General features: G+C 66.0%; 23 protein-coding genes and 1 pseudogene. 12 read left to right on the top strand and 12 right to left on the bottom strand.

The features are described from left to right. Positions 1-166: 166 nt before the first annotated feature. The 7 genes and pseudogenes from MCBMB27_RS30475 to MCBMB27_RS03960 form a co-directional block, all read left to right on the top strand. A complete protein-coding gene (locus tag MCBMB27_RS30475) occupies positions 167-1945 on the top strand; it encodes a collagen-like protein (RefSeq protein ID WP_236952891.1) in 1779 nt (592 codons plus the stop codon). A gap of 744 nt (positions 1946-2689) precedes the next feature. Continuing rightward, the gene (locus MCBMB27_RS03975) at positions 2690-4681 is read left to right on the top strand and encodes a glycosyltransferase family 2 protein (protein ID WP_075379920.1); all 1992 of its coding nucleotides are present in this window, start codon (positions 2690-2692) and stop codon (positions 4679-4681) included. A 43-nt stretch (positions 4682-4724) separates the two neighbouring features. Then, entirely contained in the window at positions 4725-5534 is an 810-nt protein-coding gene (locus tag MCBMB27_RS29405) for a hypothetical protein (RefSeq protein ID WP_075379919.1), read from the top strand. Between the two features lie 451 nt (positions 5535-5985). Beyond that, positions 5986-6717: a hypothetical protein gene (locus MCBMB27_RS29400; protein ID WP_139231652.1), complete on the top strand. Its 732-nt coding sequence runs from the start codon at positions 5986-5988 to the stop codon at positions 6715-6717. 426 nt (positions 6718-7143) lie between these two features. Beyond that, positions 7144-7536: a glycosyltransferase family 25 protein gene (locus MCBMB27_RS30950; RefSeq protein ID WP_075379918.1), complete on the top strand. Its 393-nt coding sequence runs from the start codon at positions 7144-7146 to the stop codon at positions 7534-7536. Then, positions 7508-7888 (top strand): hypothetical protein, encoded by a 381-nt coding sequence (locus MCBMB27_RS29395; protein ID WP_139231653.1) that lies wholly within the window; start codon positions 7508-7510, stop codon positions 7886-7888. Before MCBMB27_RS30950 ends, MCBMB27_RS29395 begins: the two co-directional genes overlap by 29 nt. A gap of 141 nt (positions 7889-8029) precedes the next feature. Beyond that, positions 8030-8483, top strand: a pseudogene (locus tag MCBMB27_RS03960) (transposase family protein); the annotation flags it as partial. Positions 8484-8519: 36 nt separating this feature from the next. Here MCBMB27_RS03960 and MCBMB27_RS03955 read toward each other — a convergent pair. Beyond that, on the bottom strand, positions 8520-9221 hold the full coding sequence (locus MCBMB27_RS03955) for a helix-turn-helix transcriptional regulator (protein ID WP_043756319.1): 702 nt from the start codon (positions 9219-9221) through the stop codon (positions 8520-8522). Between the two features lie 2 nt (positions 9222-9223). After that, the gene (locus tag MCBMB27_RS03950) at positions 9224-10156 is read right to left on the bottom strand and encodes an NAD(P)-dependent alcohol dehydrogenase (protein WP_075379917.1); all 933 of its coding nucleotides are present in this window, start codon (positions 10154-10156) and stop codon (positions 9224-9226) included. Between the two features lie 778 nt (positions 10157-10934). Here MCBMB27_RS03950 and MCBMB27_RS03945 point away from each other — a divergent pair. The 4 genes from MCBMB27_RS03945 to MCBMB27_RS03930 all read left to right on the top strand — a co-directional run bounded on the left by MCBMB27_RS03945 (position 10935) and on the right by MCBMB27_RS03930 (position 15105). Continuing rightward, on the top strand, positions 10935-12368 hold the full coding sequence (locus tag MCBMB27_RS03945; RefSeq protein ID WP_236952981.1) for a GGDEF domain-containing protein: 1434 nt from the start codon (positions 10935-10937) through the stop codon (positions 12366-12368). A gap of 313 nt (positions 12369-12681) precedes the next feature. Next, positions 12682-13626 (top strand): helix-turn-helix domain-containing protein, encoded by a 945-nt coding sequence (locus MCBMB27_RS03940; RefSeq protein ID WP_075379915.1) that lies wholly within the window; start codon positions 12682-12684, stop codon positions 13624-13626. A gap of 836 nt (positions 13627-14462) precedes the next feature. Continuing rightward, the gene (locus MCBMB27_RS03935) at positions 14463-14756 is read left to right on the top strand and encodes a hypothetical protein (RefSeq protein ID WP_043354282.1); all 294 of its coding nucleotides are present in this window, start codon (positions 14463-14465) and stop codon (positions 14754-14756) included. A gap of 64 nt (positions 14757-14820) precedes the next feature. After that, positions 14821-15105, top strand: a complete 285-nt coding sequence (locus MCBMB27_RS03930; protein WP_236952889.1) for a hypothetical protein — start codon at positions 14821-14823, stop codon at positions 15103-15105. A 24-nt stretch (positions 15106-15129) separates the two neighbouring features. Here the strand turns inward: MCBMB27_RS03930 and MCBMB27_RS30140 are convergent, their stop codons facing one another. The 3 genes from MCBMB27_RS30140 to MCBMB27_RS03920 all read right to left on the bottom strand — a co-directional run bounded on the left by MCBMB27_RS30140 (position 15130) and on the right by MCBMB27_RS03920 (position 16816). Further along, positions 15130-15306, bottom strand: coding sequence for a hypothetical protein (locus MCBMB27_RS30140; protein ID WP_164706397.1), 177 nt, complete (start codon positions 15304-15306; stop codon positions 15130-15132). Positions 15307-15404: 98 nt separating this feature from the next. Next, positions 15405-16253: a methyltransferase domain-containing protein gene (locus MCBMB27_RS03925; RefSeq protein WP_043354281.1), complete on the bottom strand. Its 849-nt coding sequence runs from the start codon at positions 16251-16253 to the stop codon at positions 15405-15407. Between the two features lie 197 nt (positions 16254-16450). After that, positions 16451-16816 carry a hypothetical protein gene (locus tag MCBMB27_RS03920; RefSeq protein WP_075379914.1) on the bottom strand — a complete coding sequence of 122 codons (366 nt, stop codon included), beginning with the start codon at positions 16814-16816 and terminating at the stop codon, positions 16451-16453. A 64-nt stretch (positions 16817-16880) separates the two neighbouring features. Here MCBMB27_RS03920 and MCBMB27_RS03915 point away from each other — a divergent pair, with 64 nt between their 5' ends. Continuing rightward, positions 16881-17213 (top strand): hypothetical protein, encoded by a 333-nt coding sequence (locus MCBMB27_RS03915; protein WP_043354278.1) that lies wholly within the window; start codon positions 16881-16883, stop codon positions 17211-17213. On the opposite strand, the gene MCBMB27_RS03910 is transcribed toward MCBMB27_RS03915, so the two are convergent. From MCBMB27_RS03910 to MCBMB27_RS03880, 7 genes are all read right to left on the bottom strand, one after another. Beyond that, positions 17155-17646, bottom strand: a complete 492-nt coding sequence (locus MCBMB27_RS03910) for a hypothetical protein (RefSeq protein ID WP_236952888.1) — start codon at positions 17644-17646, stop codon at positions 17155-17157. The genes MCBMB27_RS03915 and MCBMB27_RS03910 overlap by 59 nt on opposite strands. A 132-nt stretch (positions 17647-17778) precedes the next feature. Beyond that, positions 17779-18111, bottom strand: coding sequence for a hydroxyisourate hydrolase (locus tag MCBMB27_RS03905; protein ID WP_075379913.1), 333 nt, complete (start codon positions 18109-18111; stop codon positions 17779-17781). Beyond that, entirely contained in the window at positions 18108-19529 is a 1422-nt protein-coding gene (locus MCBMB27_RS03900) for an amidase (RefSeq protein ID WP_075379912.1), read from the bottom strand. Before MCBMB27_RS03900 ends, MCBMB27_RS03905 begins: the two co-directional genes overlap by 4 nt. After that, the gene (locus MCBMB27_RS03895) at positions 19526-20278 is read right to left on the bottom strand and encodes an aspartate/glutamate racemase family protein (protein WP_043386555.1); all 753 of its coding nucleotides are present in this window, start codon (positions 20276-20278) and stop codon (positions 19526-19528) included. Before MCBMB27_RS03895 ends, MCBMB27_RS03900 begins: the two co-directional genes overlap by 4 nt. A 6-nt stretch (positions 20279-20284) precedes the next feature. Next, positions 20285-21103, bottom strand: a complete 819-nt coding sequence (locus MCBMB27_RS03890; RefSeq protein WP_043386552.1) for an ABC transporter permease — start codon at positions 21101-21103, stop codon at positions 20285-20287. Positions 21104-21110: 7 nt separating this feature from the next. Next, complete coding sequence (locus tag MCBMB27_RS03885; RefSeq protein WP_043349751.1) at positions 21111-22016, bottom strand: ABC transporter permease; 906 nt, start codon at positions 22014-22016, stop codon at positions 21111-21113. Then, positions 22013-23056 carry an ABC transporter substrate-binding protein gene (locus MCBMB27_RS03880; protein ID WP_075379911.1) on the bottom strand — a complete coding sequence of 348 codons (1044 nt, stop codon included), beginning with the start codon at positions 23054-23056 and terminating at the stop codon, positions 22013-22015. Before MCBMB27_RS03880 ends, MCBMB27_RS03885 begins: the two co-directional genes overlap by 4 nt. Positions 23057-23080: the final 24 nt, after the last annotated feature.

Below are 23080 nucleotides of genomic sequence, written 5' to 3'. Positions count from 1 at the left end.
CTGAAGGTGGGCAAGAGACATAGCGAGGGAGATTGCAATGGCCAACGAAAACTTGTCCGGAACCTCAAGCGACGGCCTCGTTGCATTCTCCGGAACAGCGGATGCCGGAGATCAGCTGTTTTTCTACGCCAGGCAGAATGGGAACTGGATCCTGCTCGGATCTACGGTGGCCGATACGCCGAATCCCTTCTCGACGGGCGGTAGCTTTTCCTTCTCCGCGGCGCTCGGCCAGGGGATTTATGAGCAATTCGCGATCTACGATGCGACGGGAACGGGCATCAATATCACCACCGCGCAGGTCGCATTCAGCGGTGGCACGCAGAGCGCCACCAATGGGGCCGGAAGCACGAGCGTAACGTTCACCAACGATGGCGGGTACCCGATCACCGGCGTGGTCGGCGTCACCGGCGCGACCGGTAGCACGGGGGCGACCGGTGCCACGGGAGCCACCGGCAGCACGGGAGCCACGGGTTCGACGGGTGCCACGGGTTCGACCGGCGCCACGGGTTCGACCGGCGCCACGGGTTCGACGGGCGCCACGGGCTCGACGGGCGCCACGGGTTCGACGGGCGCCACGGGTTCGACCGGCGCCACGGGCTCGACGGGCGCCACGGGTTCGACGGGAGCCACGGGTTCGACCGGCGCCACGGGTTCGACGGGCGCCACGGGTTCGACGGGCGCCACGGGTTCGACGGGCGCCACGGGTTCGACGGGCGCCACGGGTTCGACCGGAGCCACGGGCTCGACGGGCGCCACCGGCTCGACCGGCGCCACGGGTTCGACGGGAGCCACGGGTTCGACCGGCGCCACGGGTTCGACGGGCGCCACGGGCTCGACCGGAGCCACGGGCTCGACCGGAGCCACAGGTTCGACCGGTGCTACGGGTTCGACAGGAGCCACGGGTTCGACCGGTGCTACGGGTTCGACTGGAGCCACGGGTTCGACCGGCGCCACGGGTTCGACGGGCGCCACAGGTTCGACCGGCGCCACGGGTTCGACGGGAGCTACGGGTTCGACCGGAGCCACGGGTTCGACGGGTGCCACCGGCTCGACCGGCGCCACGGGTTCGACGGGCGCCACGGGTTCGACGGGCGCCACGGGCTCGACCGGAGCCACAGGTTCGACCGGCGCCACAGGTTCGACCGGCGCCACGGGTTCGACCGGTGCTACGGGTTCGACGGGCGCCACAGGTTCGACCGGCGCCACGGGTTCGACGGGAGCTACGGGTTCGACCGGCGCCACGGGTTCGACGGGAGCCACAGGCCGTACCGGCGCGACGGGTTCGACCGGCTCGACCGGTGCCACTGGAGCCACGGGCCGCACAGGAGCGACGGGTTCGACCGGCTCGACGGGTGCCACCGGAGCCACAGGCCGCACCGGCGCGACGGGTTCGACCGGCTCGACGGGTGCCACCGGAGCCACAGGCCGCACCGGAGCGACCGGTTCGACCGGCTCGACGGGTGCCACCGGCTCGACCGGCTCGACCGGCAGCACGGGCGCGACAGGTGCCACTGGAGGCCACCATCACCACCACCACCATGGTCACGATCATCACCATGGTTACGACTCGGCGGATGCGACGAGATCGAACGGCGGCGCTGGAGCTGTGATCGATCAGGGATCCGTCAGCACGGGGATGGACCCGGTCTTCGCACAGTCGACTCAGGGTTCGAGCGTGTCCGACATGGATGTCCTGAGATCGCTGGGAGACCTCATCAGCCGGTTGATCTCCAACAACGGCTCGGTGAGTGGCCTACTCAGCGATACGGCCGCGCAACAAGACATCCTGACTCTCATGAACGCGTTCCGGCTCGGCGGAAGCTCGGGCGACGCGACGACCCAAGCGAGCGCCTCGCTCGGAGCGAGCCGGTCGACGGCGGGTGGCGCGTCCTCGAACACGTCCTCGCCGACCGATCTGCTCAACAATCTGGGTCGGCCGAGCTGACTGGGGTGACATGCGGAGGGCGCCTTTCCGGGCGCCCTCCGGAACAGAGAGGCCGCAGCTCGCCGCTGCGGCCTCTCCACGTTCGGCGCGGGCCGCGCAGGGCGAGGCGAGATGCGTCCGGCGCCCGAACCGCTCCGGTGCCGGACCGCCACGGAGACCACGAGCGGTGCGCATGGGGGCGGCATCGGTGTTGCGCGGGTGGCTTCGATGCGCCGTGGCCGCGCGCATACCGAATGGTAATTCTTGGTCCCGACCGACGGCGACGTTCCCTCGGCAGCGCCAGACGCACCTCACGCCTGCGGGCAGACACCGCCCACACGCACGGAAGCCCTCGCCGACCGTCGCATCCAGCAGCACCTCGCGACACGGGAAGGCCTGCGACCTCGTCCGGGATGGCCTCAGCGGCTGGTCGACCAGACGTCGGCATAGCCCAGCCGGTCCGCGGCCCCGTCGTCCGGCACCTGACCGAGGGGCGGTTCTGTGCCCTCCGAGATCGGGATCTCACCCCATGCGGGCTTTTCGAGCCAGGACGATTCGGTCCAGATCGTTCCTGCCGACAGATTGATGTTACACCGCGCGAGCTATACTATCCGGCGAAGATATGGCAACATAGGCGTCTTTTCGGCGCCCTGAAATCTGTAATATATCAACGAAGTCCGGTTTTCATGTGCGCCATGCGTCCGGACGGGGGTACTGAAAATTCTTGTCAGCCGCTCGCCTCTTTGATCGGGAGAGAACGGGACCATGGCAAAAATTGGCTTGTCCATGATAGTCAAGGATGAGGCGCGCGTGATCGAGCGCTGCCTCGAGAGCATGCTTCCTCTGATCGACTACGTGCTCATCTCAGACACCGGATCGACGGATGGCACCCAGGACATCATTCGTTCCTGGCTCGATCGGAATCACATGTCTGGGGACGTCGTCGAGGAGACGTGGCAGGACTTTGCCACAAATCGAAGCTCGGCTTTGCGCCATCTCAGAGCGCGGAACGTCGTCGAATACGCCTTCGTCATGGACGCGGACGAAACGCTGACCTTCGACGACGGTTTCGATCCGCGGAAATTCAAAGCGTCTTTAAGCCATGATTATTACAACGTCGAGATCCGACGCGGCGGCATAAGATATTGGCGCCCTCAAATCATGTCGAACGACAGAGATTTTTACTACAAGGGCGTGCTGCACGAGTATATCGAGGCACCGGACGGCGTCACATCGGGAGACGCCATCGGATTTCACATTGCGTCGGGCGCATCGGGCGGCGCCCGAGAAAAGGATCCGGACACTTATCGCCGCGACGCCCGCAGATTGAAGGACGCTCTCGATGTCGAGAGCGACAGTTTCCTTCGGTCAAGGTATACGTTCTATCTTGGCCAAAGTTACCGAGACAGCAATCAGCTCGAAAAGGCCCTGGATGCCTATCTCGCACGGAGCGAGATGGGTTATTGGACCGAAGAGGTGTACATCAGTTTATTGGAAGCCGGCCACCTCATGGATCGTCTCGGCCGGCCCGTCGACGAGATCGCTGACGTCTACCGACGCGCCATAGCGGTTTGCGGGACTCGCGCGGAAGCCTTTTATCACATCAGCGACCTCTATTTTCGACACGGCCGCAACGAAGAGGGCTTCGCTGCGGCCAAAGCGGGTTCTCATCTCGTCGAACCCGCAGGCGGACTCTTTCTTTCCAAATGGGTCTACGATTACGGCTTATTGGACAAGCTCGCCATCAACGCTTACTGGGCGGGACATTATAGCGAATGCTTAGAGGCCTGTCTGAAGCTTCTGGCGGACAACAGGCTCCCGCTGTCGGAACGCGCTCGGGTCGAGGCCAATGCCCGTGCGTCGTTGACGAAGATCCAGGACGAGAAGACCGCCGCCCGTCTGGGCTCGCGCGCGACGCCGAATTTCCTTGAGCAGTACGAGATCGGCCCCGCGCGGGAGCTGAAACCCGCCGCCGCAGATGCCCGCGTGCTGGTCGCGATATTGGCGAAGCAGATGGCCGCAGCGCTCCCGCTCTATCTCGACTGCTTGAGAAATATGGATTATCCGAAATCCAAGATCGTACTTTATATAAGAACCAACAACAATACGGATGAGACGGAGAACATCCTGGCGCAGTGGATCGAGACATTCGGCGCTCAGTATGCGGCCGTCGAGTTCGATGCCAGCGACGTCGAAGATCCCGTTCAGACCTACGAATTGCACGAGTGGAACGCGACGCGGTTCCGGGTCCTGGGGCGCATCCGTCAAAGAAGCCTTCAACGGGCGATCCATCATGGATGCGATTTCTACTTCACGGCCGATGTCGACAATTTCATTCGCCCAAACACGCTTCGCGAACTGGTGGCGCTGCAGCTGCCCATCGTGGCCCCCTTTCTACGATCGGTGGAGAGAGGAAGCTATTACTCGAATTACCATGCGGCGGTCGACGATCAGGGATACTACAGTCATTGCGACCAGTACGATTGGGTGTTGAACCGCTGGATCACAGGTGTCGTCGAAATGCCGGTGGTCCATTGCACCTACCTCGTCCGGACCGACGTCATCCCGCTGCTCAACTATCAGGACGGAACCGACAGGCACGAGTATGTGATTTTCTCCGACAGCGCTCGGAAGAGCAATGTCGTACAGTACATCGATAATCGTCAGATCTACGGCTACATGGCGCGCGATGACATACGAAACGATACCGAACAGGCGCGCATCCTGCTAAGCCGCAGCCCGACACATGCGGGATAGGCTGATCTCACGTCGGAGCGTCGCTTTTGCTGGAGGTTTATACATGATAAGCCTCAGCCGTACCAAAGCAGGCAGCGCTCCGATCCTGGCGAATCCTGTCGAAGTCCGGGGCGAATGGCACGCGCCGCCACGGTCGGCCGCGCTCGTGATCGGCCGCATGCGGGAGGCCTGCTGCTCCGGCATCCGTATGGTGTCCGATCGGCAGCCGCAGATATTACGGATCGAGAATTGCCCCGCCGGTCCACCCGCGGTCTGGCTGCATCGGGATGCGAGCGATACTGCCATCATCCATGTCGACGTGGGCGAGCGTGCTTGGACCCAGTTGGCCTATCAGTTCGGCCACGAACTGGGTCATGTCGTGAGTAATTCTTGGGACAGCGAAGCGAAACCCAGCGCGCCATGCCAGTGGGTTGAAGAAATGATCGCTGAAAGCTTCTCGCTCCGCGGTCTCGCCAACCTGGCGGCGGATTGGGAGAGGACCCCGCCGTTTCCGGGAGACGCGGGCTATGGGAAGGAGATAAGCCATTATCGAGATAACATTCTGGCCCAGTACAATCAGATTTCGTCATCTCAAGGCCTCGGAACGTCCAGCTCTTGGTTCACCCGCAATAGATCGGCCTTGGAGGGTTTCGTCGGACTGTCCGACCATGCGAAGGCGGCGGTTTCGATACTGCTACCCGCCCTGATGGCGCGTCCCGCGCTGTTGGAAGACATCGGTGCGCTCAATCGCTGGCCGGAACGGGCGGCATTGCCTCTGGATGCGTATCTCAGTCGGTGGCGTGCGAGTTGCAAGAGCTTGGGATCGGCCGGTTTATTACCCGATCTGATCAAGACGACGATCTGCTCGCGCTGATCGGGATCGATCTCTGCTCATCCGGGTTCGCACAGTCCTCGGCAGCGGCGCCTTGTCTCTGGAGGTCTTGCCAGCCGTGAGGCGGCAATCAGGGGGCCGCATCGTGGGAGCGGCGCAAGTCTTCGACACGGGGCGAGCCGGTCGACAATCCGCTCATGGCGACGGCGGCACGGCCGAGCGGCGAAGCGCTCCTGGCCCTTGTCGGGAGTCGCGACCGCGAGGGTGTTGGCGCTGCCGACGCAGGCGCTTCGGTGGACCCGATCGGCGCGAGGGTTGCCGCCCCGTTCGCCGCTCGTCCCGCGACCGGCGGCAGACGCGGAGATTCTTGGCAGAACTGGCGACGACCGCTTCCGATTCCTGAATGGGCAACTGATGCAGGAGCAAGGTTCTTGCGAATGTTGTCCAGTTGCGTCAATAATAGTCTTCCTTGCATCAGCGAGACGGGATCGAGATGCGCATCATTGCCTCTATGACGACGATACCGTCCCGTATCGCGGAGATCGAGCCCGTCATCGAGTCTGTTCTCCATCAGGACGTGGCTGTCGATCGTCTGGAGATCAATATTCCGTTCCATTGCAAGCGCAATGGAGAAGAATACATTCTTCCGGATTGGCTCGTTTCGGAAGGTCAGATCGCGGTTTTTCGAACCGATGATTATGGGCCGATCACGAAGATCGCCCCCACCCTGCTCCGGCATCGACATGACGATGCGTACATGTGGTCGGTTGACAACGATTGCCGATATCCGCGAAATCAATTGAGATTGCTGACATCTATCTCTGGTCCGAACGAAGATCGGATACTCACCCGTTATGGAGGCAACCTGAAAGAAGGTGGTCTCTTCGAGCCCTGGTACGGGCACGGCGCATGCACGATGCTCGAAGGGTTTGGTGGGGTCCTGTATCCTCCGAATTGTATCAAGGACGATTTTGATCGATATTTAGTCGACACATCAAACGATAAATTTTGCCGCGCAAATGACGACATCGTTTTAGCCATGTATTTCAATCATCATCAGGTGCCAATATTCTTGCACAATGTCCCTTCTGACGATGTTCCGTATATGGTCGAAGGCTGGATGGCGCATGCCGATCGAGATGCGTTGTCGACCGGTGGGCACAATATGGCTTATGAGGGCGCTTACAAATTTATAACAAACTACTTTATTTGCAATTCATCGTGACGGATGGAAAGCATCTGGCGCAGGTTCGATTGTCGCACATCGTGTGGATGACTTTCAGGTAGATGTAAATGCGCCTCTGTCAGCCAGATTGCTCATGTCGCAGCCGCACATCACGCGTTATCATGAGCTCGCCACTTGGATAAGTCGAATTGGCTTTGCGGATCGGGAGCGGAAAGCAGGGAGTCCGGAACCAGGCCAATACGATCACCGTACTGCGGCTTGATTGATATTCGGACGAAAAGGCAATGTCTTGATGGAAAATCTGAAATTTATACTCATAGATACAAGCAAAAGATTTTTCGTATTGCGCACGAACGCACAAGCCTTTGCTCGATGAGCAAAATTATCAAGAATCTCGCTCTGTGTTGTTGCCTGCTCTTTTGAATCAAGATTTTTCGATGTCCCGTGTGGCCGAGGCACAAGACGATGATCGATGCCGACCGGAATGTCCCCGTTCACATCATCAACTTGGATCGCGACGCTGAGCGATTGAAAACATTCATGCATCGCAACGATTTCCTCCAGATTGTCCGGCCGGACGCTGTCGAAGGCCGAAACCTGGATCGCGACGAACTTGCCAGGACCGGGATGATCCATCGAGATTTGCGCTATACAAATCCAGCCTTGGGCAATGCACACTCCCATATCGGTCTCTGGACCAAGGCAGCGGACGAGGATGTCTGTGTAACGATTGCGGAAGACGACGCGATTTTTTTCGAGAGATTTTCATGCCGGGGCACGCACAATCCTGGACGCGCTTCCCTCCGATTGGGATGTCGTTCTTTGGGGGGTGAACTTCGACGCCTTTCTCTGGCTTGAGGTTGTCGAAGGGGTTCGCTGCAAGCTGCAGTTCGAACAGGATGATCTTCGCGCTCGGGTTGCAGAGTTCCGTGATCGTGCCGGGCTGAACGTGCCGCTCCGTTTGCGTCATAGCTTCGGGGTAATGGCGTACACGGTTTCACCCCTCGGCGCGAGAAACCTCATGAAGATCTGTCTTCCGCTTTCCAATCAGCTGATCGGATTTCCGGGCTATGGGGTCGTGATCGAAAACAAAACGATCGATGCGGCAATGAACGCGGCTTATCCGAGTCTCAAAGCATTCGTTTGCATCCCACCACTGGCCATATCGGAAAATCGCCACGAGTCGTCGACCATTCAGGGTGCAAAGTAAGGAATGTCTTCTGCTTTTAATCGAAAATGGATCGTATTATTTCAATAAAAGTGAGCCGGCAGCCTGCCGTCTTAGTGTCGTCCCCCATAACGATAGCGCGGCCCGGCAGGATGTGATTCACGGCTCCTGCCGGAGGCGCCGATGGATCATTCCTGGCTGACGGATGAGCAGTCTGCGAAGATCGCTCCGCACCTGCCCACCGATACGCGAGGTAAGGAGCGCGTCGACGACCCGCGCGTGATCGGCGGCATCGGTCACGGGCTGAAATCCGGCGGACGTCGGGCGGACGCACCGCGCGAGATCTACGGCCCGAAGAAGATCGTCGACCGTTTCATGCGCTGGGCAGGCAAGGACGGGCGGTCTGTTCGAAGCTCTGGCTCAGGCTGGCGGACCGCCGGCCCAGGGTCTGATCGACCCATCCGGGGTGGAGGCCCATCGCTGTTCCACGGGAGGCGAAGGGGAGAACCAATGCGGGCAAGCGGGCGCTCGCGCGGTGGACGCACGGCCGGGATCCACGCGCCCCCCCGACCGCGCCTGCCGCCCGCTCGCTTTCCTGCTGATCGGCGGGCCGATCGCCGACTGCACGGCTGGTGCGGCCGCTTCCTCGGCAGCCCTGCGGAGGACCGCGGCCTTATCGGACCCTTTGCGCGCACAGTCGTTCTGCCACGGCGCGCCACGCTTTGACCAGCTGTCGACGGCTTCCCGGGTAGTGCTCCACGAGAAGGGTCATATCGACAACGCGTTCGGCGTCGAAAATGCAATAACCGGCCTCTCTCTCACACCAAGCTGCAAAGCTTCGCCCGGATCCGTCGAAACCAAGCATGATCGGCCAGACGATCCTCTCCGACGTGCCGCCACTTTCTTCACGGTAGACAACCCGCATCTTACGCTGCTCGCGCATCGCGCGGCGGCACTGCGCCAGATCGAAGCGCGTGGCGACCGAGGGAGGGCCGGAGGCGACGTAGAAACTGCTGTCGTCGAGAGCCGGCCGCAGGGTCGGTGTCAGCACGCTATCGATCTTGGCGAGAGCATTGCGAACGGCCTCAGCCAGGGCGGCGTCGGTCTGACGGCTCACCCATTCCGCACCGATGACCAGTGCGTGCAGTTCCTCTTCGGTGAATGAGAGCGGCGGGAGCAAGAAACCAGGGCGGAGAGCATAGCCGACGCCGGCCTCCGCATCGATGTCGGCCCCCATGGCTTGCAGAGTCGCGATATCCCTGCGGATGGTGCGCAAGGAGACGCCGGCTTCGCGAGCGAGCACCGCGCCCGCGACCACCCCTCGGTGACGGCGGAGACGCTGGAGGAGGTCGAAGAGACGGTGACTGCGCGACACGGCTACCCGATCGTGACGACCACTTTGCCGCGCAGCTTGCGGCCCGCCTCGATTGCCGAGATCAGCGGAATAGCTTGCGCGAGCGGCACGGTTTCGGCAATCGGCAGAACCAGCGTCCTGTCATGGGCTGCCTTTGCCAGGCGGTCGAGCAGGTCCGCACGTGGCTTTCCGACGATCGGTTTCATCCGCCGGTCGAACACGGCACGCAAGAACCGTACGGGCGTAGGCTCGACCGTGGTGAAGGTGCCGCCCTTGCGCAGCAGGCCGATACCGGTTGACGTCGAGAGCGTTCCTGCAGCATCGAACACCACGTCGAATACCTCGGAAATCGTCGATGCGGCGGTGACCCGATAATCATAGACTGTTTGGAGCCCGAGCGAGCGGGCACGCTCGATCCCTTCGGCGCCACAGCTGCCCGACACCTCGGCGCCGAACATGCGTGCGATCTGCACGCCGGCCTCTCCGACAGCACCCGAGCATCCATTGATGAACACGCTCTGACCGGGCCTCAGTCGCGCCTTGTCGATGAGGCCATTCCAAGCCGTGACGCCCGCCGTCCCGAGGCATGCGGCCTGCTCGAAGGAGACGGTCTCCGGCTTTTTCGCGAGCGCGGCTTCCTTGGCAATGACAGCTTCGGCCAGTGAACCGGCCTCCTTGAAGCGCGCCATGCCGAAGACCGCGTCGCCGATCTTGAATCGGGTCACGTCGGCCCCGACCGCGGTGACGGTGCCGGCCAGGTCCAGACCCATTCCACGCGGGAACGATCGCCCGGTCACGATCTTCATCGCGCCGTTGCGGACCTTCCAGTCGATCGGGTTGAGCGCGGCGCGACGGACGGCGACCGCCACTTCGTCCTTCCCTGGCGTTCCCAGTGCAAACTCTTCGAGCCGCATGACTTCGGGGCCGCCGTAGGAGTGATATTGAATGCGTTTCATGGACTCGCCTTTCACCCGAGGCGGCGTCCTACGCCGCCGTGGTGACAATTTCTGTCACCATCGTGGAAACGGGAGCGGCGGACGGCATCCGCCCGCGTAGGAGCGCGCCCTGATGGCGGAGGCGTACTGGCTTCAACAGCAAGTCAGGGAGCGCTCGGCCGCTGATTGGCCCCGATCCATGATGCAGTCCGAACCTTCGCGATCGAGACGTGGTGGATAGATCGCAGTTCCTGTTTGAGATCTGGATCGGAATCTCTGTCAGATCTGGCGCGAGTCAGGCCGCAACATGTCAACGATGGTCGGTCGGAGGCTGAACGTCGGCTTCTGGACGACGATCTACGGTCCGCTGTCCATCCCCAGCCGAAGGTGTCGGAGGGGCGGTGAATGGCTGCTTCCGGGTGTCGGCGAAAGCTGGCGGCACGGCTGGCAGGGGTTGGGTGCGGACCGGCGGCGCAGGGTAGAATCGCGACAGACTGCTTTGGGGAGCAAAATCACCAGAGGAGCTGTTTGTCAGGCTTGTCAGCTGCCAGGCGAGAACAGCTTCTAGTTGCTCAGTCCCGCGCGCTCAATACAACTTGAAATGTAAGGGTTCGACGCTGCCAGTCTGGTAGGGGCGGCTTAATACCCCACAACATATGTTATCACGTGGGATCACTCATAACGACGTGCAATGCCTGGAGTACACCAAAACCGCGATCGCATTCGCTCTCCGCGCCTTCTGATTGCCGCCGGCCTGGCTGTGACCATCGTGCTGTGCGGATGCGCGGGCTTGGCCGTCGTGGGCCTGCGCGACGCAGCTTGGCAGCAGGCAAAGATCGGTGCCGAGACCCTGCTGGACAGCCTGACACGGACGCTCGCGCGCGACTTTGAACTCTATGGATTGTCGTTGCAGGCTGTGGCCGATCGCCTGAGCGACCCGATTCTCGAGGACGTTTCACCTCAGGTCCGGCATCTTGCCCTGTTTGATCGGGCGGCAACGGCCTCAGGCTATGGAGCCATTTTCGTCCTCGACGCGCAGGGTGATGCATTCCTCGACTCCGGCTCTTTGGTGTCGCGTCGGGTGAACGGCGCCGATCGGGCCTACTTTCAGGTGCATCGCGATAGTGATGTTGGCCTGTTTGTAGGACGACCATGGCGCACGCGGATCAGCGGTCGAGAAATGATCCCGATGAGCCGTCGCTTCTCCTATGCTGACGGAACGTTCGCCGGCGTCGTCGTCGGCGCGATCGAGCTTGCCTACTTCGAGGCAGTATTTGCTCGGCTCAATCGAAATCTCAACCTCAAGATCACCGTGTTGTTCCATGGCGGCAGCGCTATCACAAGTGGGCAGGTGCCCGCGCAATATCCAGTTGCTGACCCTCTCGATGCGCAGACGCTTTCGGCGATTGCGAAGGCCGAACATATCACGCTCATCTCATCCGTTGCAGGAGCGGAAGCGCTGCATGTTGCGCACCGGGTGGGGACATTGCCGATGCACGTCGTTGTGTCGGTCCCGATCGGCACGATCAATTCAGCTTGGCAGGGCCGCGCCATAGCACTCGTCTCGATTGTTGGCACGCTCGCCATCGCTCTCCTTTGCCTTCTACAGCTACTGCGAGGCGAGTTGCGGCGCAGGGCTGCCGCGGAGGCAGAACTCGCCGCCCTCGCGTTGACCGATGCGTTGACCGGCATTCCCAATCGCCGCCACTTCGACCGTAAACTTGCAGAATTGGAGAGCGTCTCGTTGCACGAGCCGTGCGCGCTCGCGCTGATCGATGTCGATCGCTTCAAGGCCTTCAACGACCATTCGGGACATCCCGCCGGTGACCTGGTGTTGAAGGCCGTTGGAGCAGACTTGGCGAAGTGTGCAGCGCGCGCCGGCGGTATTGCCTTCCGGATCGGAGGGGAAGAATTTGCGGTCGTCTTGACCGGGGTCGAAGAGGCTTGCGCGCAGAAAGTCGCGCACGCTTGCCGAGAATCAATCGAAGCCCTGGCGTTGCCCCATGCCCTGAGCCCTCTCGGCATAGTCACAGTGAGCGTGGGGCTGCTGTATGCTGACCGCCGGCCCATGATGGCCCAGACGGAGTGGCTGAGCCTCGCAGATGCCGCGCTCTACGAAGCGAAGCGAGGGGGACGCAATCAAGTCCGCACGATCGATAACGTCGCCGGCAAAACAGAGACTTCGCGTGCCTCATCTCGACTGATTGCGCCCGAAGAGCTTCTTTCCGCCTGACCGGTGATCGGCAAGTCCTGCTTCGGCGGCATCCTTCGGACTTCACGCTACGATCTGCGGCGTCTCGGCGAATCGACCACTTTGGACCTTGAACCAAAGCTGCCCGACTGCGAACCGAGGGCTGCTTTCGGGTTCTGCCTTCAGCGTCTCCTAAGACCGGTATGGGTCGCGTCCGGAAACGCGGCTCGGGATGGGTTTCCGCCGGTCCGTTTTCGGGTGGCCCGCAATGCTTGAATCATTAGATTATATACAATAGACGGGCGGCCCCTCCAATCTCCGCCCTCGTATGGCGACCTGTGGACCGAGACCGCGGATGCGACCGCTTTTCTCGACTGAGGGCCTCCACCCCAGGATCGCCTTCCGGCGATGGCGGGAGATGATGTGCGATCAGATGGTTCCGAACGAGATCGGGAATCTTGACGCTGCGCCGTTCCACGGCCGGATCGAGGTCACCGCGATCGGAGCGTTGCCGATCACGCGAAGCGTTCAGAGTTCCACCCGGACCGAAGTGACACCCGAGGCGGTGCGGCGGAACGGCCGGGGTGACCGCCTCTACGCGGTCTTCAGCCAATCCGGCCGCCATGCCGTCCAGCAGAACGAGCGTGAGGCGCTGGCTCGGGCCGGCGATTTCGTCGTGCTCGATCATCGACCGGGCGTGAGCGAGATCGAGACCGGCACCTTCCTGATCCTCGACCTGCCGCGGGAGCGCCTGGAGAGCGTGCTGGGCCCGTCTCAACTGTTCACTGCCCTCGCGGTCGAGGCCAACCTCGCCTCTACGATGCTGGCGAACACCTACGTCCAGGAACTGATCCGGGTGGGAGATCGGCTCAACCCCGACGGTGCGGCGCGCATGGCGTCGATTGGGATCGATCTCGTCGTGGCCAGTCTCGCCGAACGGTTGGCGCAGGAGGTGCCCCGCTCCATACATGGCAACGCCACCGTCCAGCGCGCCAAGGCCTACGTCGAGGCGCACTTGAGTGACACGACCCTCGACCCGCCGAAGCTCGCCGCCGCGGTCGGCGTGTCGCTGCGCCGGTTGCAGGAGCTGTTCCACGAGCGCGACCGGCACATCTCCGACTACATCTGGGGACGCCGGCTCGAGGCGGCAGCCAAGCGCCTAGCCGATCCGGCCTGCGCCCACCTGTCGATCGGCATGCTGGCTTACGGCTGCGGCTTCAGCAGCCAGGCGCATTTCGCGCGCCGCTTCAAGGATCGCCACGGCATGAGCGCGCGTGACTACCGGCGGGCGCACAGGTAGGACGTGCCGTCGGCCGCATCCGTTTTCGGGCTGTCGTCCGAGTCCGCCGAGTGGCCGAATTGGATCGGAGACGGACCGTCCGCTCTTACTTCGACATTGCCCCGACCGGCCCGCTCCGGGTCGGCCGGATAGGGGCGCCGACCGCCGGGCTGATCTTTGTCAGTCGCTCGGATGACGGGAAACCCGACGGCGTGACGGTGGCCATCGATGGGACGACGACCGTCCGCGCCGCCGCCCGCACGCTGACGCACGCGCGGCCCGTCGCCGTTCCGTTTGTGGCCGGTCGACCAGCAGATGCAGGTCGCTGTCCCGCAGGGCCGCCCCGCTGCCCTCGCCTGCGTCACGATCGGGCTGGACGAGGCGAAGCGGCCAGGCGTCGTCCACAGGATCTTCGAGGCCCGCGGCTTCGGTCAGGACGCGGTTGCCTCCCAGACCAGCGCAGCTGGCTCACCGGTCGAGCCGCGTCGGGGCGCCCGTCACACCGCATGCGGGTGGACGGCGGCGGGCCGGGCGCGCGGCTCCGCACGGACGCGAGCCCCGGATCCCATTCATGGGCGGCAATGGCCCGCTTCCCTGGCCGCACGGGGCCGACCGCCGGGTGAAGAGCGGCCACGAACGGGGAGCCTCGATGAGGGGATGCCAGGGCGCACGGCCAGCCACGCAGACGCATGGGTCGCCCGATCCGCCGCATGACGTCGATGGTTCACAATCCAACACGTCGGAGTTGCGAACCGCCCGCGTGGCTTGCTGCCCAGGATTGCTTGTGGAACCGTGTGGGCCTGGGAGAGGTGACAGATGCTCCGCACCGAGCGTTCCAAGACGAAGCGCGATCTGAGATGACGGCTGAGGGTCCGCCCGACAAGATGGCCGAGGTTGCTGGACTGGCGGCCGCCATCGCCGACCACATCCTCGCGCAGCACGAGGCCGGTCTCACGATCCCGCCGGACCAGTTCAGGATGCTCGTAAGCGCCGCCCGGATGCTCCTGGACAACGGCGTATCGTGGCCGCCATCGGTGACATACCTCGTGATGGAAGTCGCCCGGCGGGTCGAGGAAGCCGAGCCTCCGCCCAAGGGCGACGAGGTCGTGGCGCACCTGACGCGGGCGCTCAACGCGGCCAAACCCACCTGAGGCCTGCCTGAGGCGCACCGTCACGCGGCGGGCGCGCCGATTTCCTGCGGGATCGGCGCCCTATATGGGCCCCATGCCCACACTCGGCCTCAAGCTCCCGCTCCGGATCTGCGTCCTCGAGAACGCCGCCTGCGTCGAGGATGCCGGCGGCCGGCGCACCGGCTACGTCTACTGGGACGAGGGCAGGCCGGGAGGAGGCGACAGTGCCTTCACCCGCGCCGAGGCCATCGAGCAGGTCCGGATCATCGCGAGCGCCTGGGCCGGCGCCCTGGTCCACAGCGGCACCCTCGACACCGGCCCGGCACCCGAGCCGGGCGCCGCCGCCGCCGAGCCATCTCCGGAAGGCTGATCGCTCCCGGTAAAGCGGGATCCGCTACAGGCCGGCGCCGCTCACGTACGAGACCGGCGCGCCCGAGCTCGTCGCGGAGGCCGCCACGGTGGCGGCGATCCAGTCGCCGTCGCCGGTCGCGGGCACTCGGCACGCCCGTGCCATGGCCCACATCTGACGGCGCCAGAGCCAGAGGCGGAGGGTGTGGATGAGGTCGTACACGGCCGGCCCCCCATGCTGTCGCTCCCGTCCATGTGGCGCGCGCGCTCGGTCCGCTCAAGCGTGCGGCGCCCTCATGGCCGCGTTCGGATGCCCCGCACCTAAGCGGCGACGTGCTTCATCACGAAGTGGAAGCCGAGTTCGGGGTTCTTGCTGAAATCGGCATCGTAGAATGCGTTCTCATTGCCGGAACCTCGGCAAAAATCCTTGAACTGAAACATGCTCTTCGGGACGAATTCGAGCCCGTGCTGACGGACAAGCTCGCGCCACCACGTCTCCGGCTTGACTGTAGGATGGTAGCTCACGCCGTTGGCGACATCGTCGTATGTCGCGGCGGAGCCCACGAAAAGACCGCCGTCGGCCAGGTGAGATTTCACATTCGCAAACAGCTGAGGAAGCAACGATTCCTCGATGTGCTCGAGGACCTCCCACATCGTGATGACGTCAAATTTGGCTTTCGTACCCGTCTTCTGATCTATCAGAGAAAATGGCTTGGTAATATCGCATGTCTTTAGATAATCTGGAATGATAGACCATTCGGCGCGCTGCGCGCGAAGGGAGTAATCGCTTCCCTCGATTCCGAATGCCGCGTTGCCTCTGATGAGGAAATCGAAGACGAGGCCGCCCCCTGCGCAGCCGAGGTCCAGGGCGGTGACCTTTCGGCCGAAATGGCTTTCGATCGCATGACAGAACCGCTGATTGCGTGTATTGTCATCCTTTGTTCCGCGCGGAACCGTGTGATCGTTGCTCTCGTAGGCGATCGGATGATCTGTCACGAGACAGAAGTTGTTTTTCGGCGCCAGCTGAACGACGGCGAGGCGCCTGACATCTTGCATCTGTGCGAGCTGCTGCGCGTGAGCCGCCATGATCTTGCTGTCGAGGGCGGCGTAGAGCTGGCGGCCCACATCAAGAATCTGCTGGGTGATGAATTGCTTGTCTTGGTCGTTCATCACAAATTCCTGACGATCGATCTCGGTGTGACGCGGCGTGGCTGAGCCCGAATTTATCCCAGATCCTGTATCAAATCTTTACGCGACGGTCTGAATCCGGGGCGCGAAAAGGCGGCGCCCCGCCCGACGGCGCGCTTCGTCCGGGACCTGCGTCCGGGACCTGCCGCCAGCCCGGTCCGGTAGGCCGACCGAACGCCTCACGCCCCCGCCCCCGGCAGCCCGGTCCAGGCCTCGCGGATGAGCGCGAGGCGCTGAGCGGCCCGCGCCGCGTCGGCCTCCGCGACCTGGTGGAGGACCGCCTCCAGCGCCTCGGATCCGCCGAGCGCCGCGGCCGCCGCGCCCTGGCGGCGCATGGCGGAGCGGTGTGCCCGCATCGCCGGCCCCGCCTTCGGCCCCGTTTCGATCCCCTCCAGGGTGGCGATCAGGGCAGCCGCGAACGGGGCGACGTCGCGCCAGGATGCCGCTGTGGTCGCCGCTGTGGTCGCCGTCGAGGTCGCCGGCTCGGGGGAGGCGGCCTGCGTCGGCGGCGGCGCGGAGAAGCTGGTGGTGAGCGGTCGCTTCATGACGAACCTCCACGGGCGCGATATCTAAGGGGGATCGGCCGGCGCGGAGCTGTACGAGGAGCGCATGGCCGAAAGGCGGAAGGCCACCGGATCCGGCGAGGACGGCCTGTCGCGCCACATCCTCCCCAATGCCGGTACGATGGTCGGTGTCTGCACCACGCTGATCGGCCTCGTGAAGATCGCCGAGGGCTGGATCGGGCCGAGCCACGTCGACGAGGCCGCCGCCCTGACGGCGGTCCTGTTCCTGGTCAGCGCGATCGCGTCCTACCTGTCGATCCGTCTGGGGGATGTCAGCGACCTCGCGATCCGCCTGGAGCGCTGCGCCGACATCTGTTTCGTCATCGGGCTGATCGGCCTGACGCTGATCTCGGTTCTGTTCGCCTACGAGACGATCTGACGGCGTGCCGCAGGGGACCGTCGGGCAGGGCATCGGGGTCGGTCAGCGCCGCCGCGAGGAGCGCGAACAGACCGAGATGCAGGGCGAGCGCCGCCGAGCCGGCATCGTGCAGGGACCACAGGCCGGCCGCACCGACCGCCATGAGCGGCGGCCCGGCCACGTAGACGAGGCTCCGCCACGCGGCCGCGGGGCGTCCGAGGCGCCAGAGGCAGCCGGCCAGCGCCGCCAGGGCAAACCCGCCCTTGATCAGCGCCATGAAGCGGATCACCCGCACGAGATCGGGGTCGATGGCTGCCGCAGGGGAGCGTCCGGCCGCGACCCAGGCCAGCGGAAGTGCGAGGACCGTCAGCGCGGCCAGCATCAGGCGCGCCGGAGGGGCGCCGCGCGTCGCGCGCCCGGCCGCGGCCGGGATCGTCATCGCCTGAACCCGCATCGGCTTCCTCCTGCGCCCCGCTCCGATCGGAATCGAGTCTAGGCGCTCCGGGGGCCTCGGTCACCTCAAAGGGAGAGGGAGCCGGCAGGGCCGCGCCGCCGCAGGCGCGTGCCGGGACGACGCACCCCCGGCTCAGCAGCCGCGGAACAGCGCGACGCCGAAGGCGGTGAATTTCAGCGGCAGGTGGCAGTGGCCGTCGGGGTCGTCGATCCGGAAGCGGATCGCGGCCTCCTCCAGGAACCCCTCCCCCGCCGCCCCGACGAAGTCCCCAATCGCGAACACGACCTCGTAGAGTCCGGCGGCGAGCCGCGTCCGCACGATCGGATGATCGAGCGACCCGTCCGCGCCGAGCCGCCCCTCGGCGAGCACCCGCCGCCGGGACCCGGCCCGCAGGACGCGCACGCGCATCCCCGCGGCCGGCCGGCCCGTGGCGGCGTCGACGGCGTGGAGCGACAGGCCGGTCACTGGGCGCCGCCCTCCCAGAGCATCCGCCAGGGATGGGCGGCCTCGTAGGCCGCCGCCATCGCCACCAGAGCCTCGTCGCGGCCCCAGGGCGCCACGAGCTGGAACCCGATCGGCAGCCCGGCACGGGAGGGGCGGCAGGGGATCGAGATCCCGGGACAGCCGGCGGCGTTGACGAAGCCCGTGAAGGTCGCCGAGCCGCGGGGGCCCACCGGCACCCCGGCGATGCGCTCCGGATGGGTGTCCTCCGCCCGCCAGGGCAGCGCCGCCGCCGTGGGCGTCATCAGCAGATCATGCGCGGCGAACAGGGCGGCGAGATCCTGACGCAGCGCCAGCGCCATCCGCTGCACGTCGAACAGGTCGGCCGCCGAGAGGGCCGCCCCGGCCTCCGCCAGGGCGCGGATGTCGGGGCCGAGGTCGTCGCGCCGGCCCGGATGCGCCCGCATCAGCCAGGCGATTCCGGCCTGGCCGAGGATTGGCCACGCCTCCGTGATGGCGGTCGCCGCGTCGAAGCGGCCGGTCTCGACCCGGTGGCCGAGGCCGGCGAGGCGCCCGGCCGCCTCGGCGACGCTGTCGGCGATCTCGGGATCGACCGGGGCGGTGCCGAAGGCCGGGACATGGAGGATCCGCAGCGGGCGCTCCGGCATTGCGGCGGTCCCGAACGGGCCGAAGCCGTTCGGCGCGACCGCGTTCGGATCGGCCGCCCCGAGGATCCGCATCAGCGCCGCGAGGTCGTCGACCGTGCGCGCCATCGGCCCGACCACCTCGAGGTCGAGCATGATCGGCGGCAGCCCGCCGGTTCGCGGCACCCGTCCGGCGGTGGGTTTCAGGCCGACGAGGCCGGTATGGGAGGCGGGGCGGCGGATCGAGCCGCCCGCATCGGTCCCGAGGGCCAGGGGGCCGATCCCGGCGGCCACCGCCGCGACGGCGCCGCCGCTGGAGCCCCCCGGGGTCAGCGCCGGATCCCAGGGGTTGTGGGTGACGCCGGAGACCGGGTTCCCGGTATAGCCCTGGACGGTCAGTTCCGGGACGTTGGTCTTGCCCAGGATCACCGCTCCGGCCGCGCGCAGGCGGGCCACCGGCGTCTCGTCCCGGTCCGCCCCCTGCCCCGCGTAGAGCCGGCTGCCCCAGCCGGTGGCGAACCCGGCGACGTTCAGGCTGTCCTTGATGGTCACCGGCACGCCGTCGAGGGGGCCGAGCGGCCGGCCCGCCGCCCAGCGGGCCGCGCTCGCCGCGGCGGCGCGCGCCGCACCTTCGGGATCGACGGCGACCAGGGCGTTGAGCCCCGGGTTCACGGCCTCGGCCCGGTCCAGGCAGGCGCGGGCGGCCGCGACCGGGCTCGCCGTCCCGGCGGCGTAGCGTCGGCCCAGGGCGGTGGCCGAGAGGGTCCAGAGCGGGCCCGTCGCATCGGTCTGCATCATGGCTCTCCCTCGCGATGCGCGATCCAGCGGGCGAGCGGCCCGCTCAGGCCCGTGGCCGGTTTCGCGGGCGGCCGGGCGAAGCGTCCGGCCCGGGGCGGCCGCGTCCCGAGCCGCACCAGCGCCTGCGCTTGGCCGAGGGCGGCCGCCAGCGGGTCGACCAGGGGCACCGGCACCGCGTCCCGCAGGGTCGTGGCGAGGCCGGCGAGGGGCGCCCCGGCCAGGATCACCGCGTCGGCCCCCTCTTCGACCGCCCGCTCGGCCAGGGCCAGGATCTCGGGCCGCAAGTCGTCCTGGACCTCGGTCACCGCCTGGAACGGCCGGCGCACCGCGTAGAGGCCGGCGCAGCGGGCCGACAGGCCGGCCAGGGCCACCGCATCCTCGTACCAGGGCAGCAGCGCGGGGGCGAAGGTGACGATCGCGAAGCGCGCTCCGACCTGGCAGGCGGTCAGCATCGCCGCCTCGGCCATCCCGACCACCGGCAGGTCGAACAGCTCCCGCGCCGCGATCAGCCCGGGGTCGCCGTAGGCCGCGATCACCGCGGCATCGTGGCCGGCCTGGTGCGCGGCGAGCGTCTCCAGCACCGCCGCGCCGGCGAGCTGCGCCTCGGCCCGGCTGGCGATGTAGGGCAGGCCCGTCGTGGCGGTGAGCGCGGTGATCCGCGCATCGGGGGCCAGCGCCGCCTGGGCCGCCCGCGCCATGCGTTCGGTCATCGCCGCGGAGGTGTTCGGGTTGAGGAGCAGGATCCGCATGGCGGGTCAGCCCGCCATCCGGCGGGACAGGCCGGCGGCCCGCTCCATCACCACCGCCAGCACCACCGTCACCAGGATCAGCAGGCTGGAGGCCGCCGCCACCGTGACGTCGAGGCGCCCCTCCAGATCCTGCCACATCCGGATCGGCAGCATGTCGGTGGCGGCGTCGCGCAGGAACAGCGAGACCGGGACGTTGTCGAAGCTCGCCATGAAGGCGATGAAGCCCCCGGCCAGGATCCCGGGCCGGATCAACGGCAGGGTCACCCGGCGGAACGTGTAGAGGCGCGAGGCGCCGAGCGAGGTCGAGCTCTCCAGCAGCACCGGGTCCATCTGCGACAGGGCCGCGACCGTGGTGCGGACCACGAAGGGCACGCAGACCACGGTGTGGCCGAGGATCAGGGTCAGCGGCGAGACCGGGATCCCGGCGAGGCTGAACAGCATCAGGGCGGCGAGCCCGAAGGCCAGGGCCGGCAGGACCAGCGGCGACAGGAACAGGCTGTCGAGGAGCCGCGCGGAAAGCCGCCGCGACCGGGCGATGGCGAGCGCCGCCGCGGTGCCCAGCACCACCGACAGGAGGGTCGCCCAGCCCGCCACCACCAGGCTGTTCCAGGCGGCGGCCTGGAGCTGCTCGGCCTCCGCGAGCGCCGCGTACCAGCGCAGGGAATAGCCCGGCGGCGGGAAGCGCAGGGAGAAGCCGTTGGTGAACGAGACCACCACGACGATCACGGTCGGCGCCGCCAGCAGGACGAGGCAGAGGCCGGCGAGCAGCAGCACGGTGCCGTGGAAGCTGAACCAGTCGAAGTCGCGCCGCAGGGACGTCCGCATGGTGACCTCAGGCTTGCGCGTAGCCGCGCGACAGGCGGCCCACGAGGTTGAGGAGCGTCACGCAGGCCAGCACCGCCACGAGGAAGACGATCGCGATCGCCGCCGCGAAAGGCCAGTTGTTGAGCGAAGAGGCCTGCTGGTACAGGTACATGGGCATGAACAGCATCTGCCCGCCGCCGATCAGCGACTGGGTGATGAAGGCGGTGATCGCCGCCGCGAAGGTCAGCAGGCAGCCCGCCACGATGCCGGGCAGGCAGAGCGGCAGGGTCACCCGGAGGAAGGTGCGCCACGCCCCCGCCCCCAGAGCCGCCGAGGCGTCGGCGAGGTTCGGGTCGATCCGCGACAGGGCGGTCACCAGCGGCAGGACCATCAGGGGCATCTGCACCTGCGCCAGCGCCAGGACGAGGCCGCCCTCGGTGTAGAGCAGCTTCAGGGGCGTGTCGGTGAGGCCGAGGCCGAGCAGGGCGGCGTTGACGATGCCCTGGCGCCCGAGGATCACGATCCACGCGAAGGTCCGCACCACCACGCTCGTGAGCAGCGGCAGCAGCACGATCAGGGTCAGCAGGCCGCGCAGCCGGCCGGGCGCCCAGGTCAGGAGCAGCGCCAGCGGCAGGCCGAGCAGCAGGGTCAGCGCGGTGACCTCGACGCCGAGCCACAGGGTCGCGCCGAGCACCCGCAGGGAGAACGGGTCGAGCAGGAACCGGGCGTACTGGTCGAGGCCGAACCGGGTCATGCCCGGATCGGCGTAGAAGCTCACCAGCAGCAGCAGCGCCAGCGGCGCCAGGAAGAAGACCAGGAAGAACGCCCCGAGGGGCAGGGCGAGGCGGATGTCGTAGGCCGCCGTCCAGGCGCGGACCGGGCGGCCGGGCGCCGCGACCGGGCCCGCCGTCGCCATGGCCGGGCCGGCGGTCACACCCGGATCTCGCGGTTGAAGCGCTCGATCCAGGCCGACCGGCTGCGGTTGATCGCGGCCCAGTCCTGGAAGACCGACCTGCGCTTCAGTTCGTCCGCGTCCTTGGCCAGCACCTTCGCGATCGCGCCCTCGATCGCGACCTTCCGGTTGGTCGGCACGATCAGGTAGGGGCTCTGCATCAGCTTGGCCTGCACCTCCGGCGAGAGGGCGGCCTCGATCAGCTTGAAGGCCAGCTCCTTTACCGGCGTGTTCTTGACGATGTGGATCGTCGTCTTGAAGGCGATGATGCCCTCCTTCGGAATCGCGAACTCCACCGGCACGCCCCGGGCCTTCAGGATCTGGATCGCGTTGAAATTGCCCGGCCCGATGTCGACCTGCTCCTGCTGGTAGAGGGCCGCCAGGGCGCCCGGGTTGGCCGCCACGGCGGCGAGGTTCGGCTTGAGCGCCTCCAGCGCCTTGAAGCCCGGCTCGACATCGGTCTCCGAGCCGCCGTGCATCCGGGCGATCTCCACGAGGAAGCCGGTGCCGAGCGTCGAGTTCAGGTTGGTGATGCCGACCCGGCCCTTGTACTCGGGCTTCCACAGGTCGGCCCAGGAGGTCGGCGGCGTCTTCACCTTCTCGGGATTGTAGGTCAGGCCGACGATCTGGAAGAACGGCGCCGGGCCCATCGGCTCCTGCGCGTCGGCGATCAGGTCGCCGTAATGGGCCGACTGGGCCACCGGATAGGGCTCGACGAGGTCCTGGGCGATGGCCGTGAGGGCGGGGCCCGGATCGTGCAGCATCACGTCGATCGGCGGGTTGGCCCGGGCGGCCTGGACCTTGGCGATCTGGTCGACCGAGAGCATCGGATCGAGGATGACGTCGCCCCCCGAGCTCTTGCGGAAGGCCGGCACCAGCACGGCCCGGTGCGCCTCCTCCCAGCTGCCCGTGAAGGTCGCGAAGACGAGCTTGCGCGCCTGCGCGCGGGACAGGCCCGGGAAGGCCTGCGCGGCGCCGAGGGTCAGGGCGCCGGCGAGGAGGCTGCGGCGGTGCAGGGTCATGGTCGGCTCTCCTGGCTCGGACTC

This window comes from Methylobacterium phyllosphaerae (assembly GCF_001936175.1).
Classification (GTDB): Bacteria; Pseudomonadota; Alphaproteobacteria; order Rhizobiales; family Beijerinckiaceae; genus Methylobacterium; species Methylobacterium fujisawaense.
Note: the sequence above shows the minus strand (reverse complement) of the source record. Positions and strands in the feature narration are given on the sequence as shown.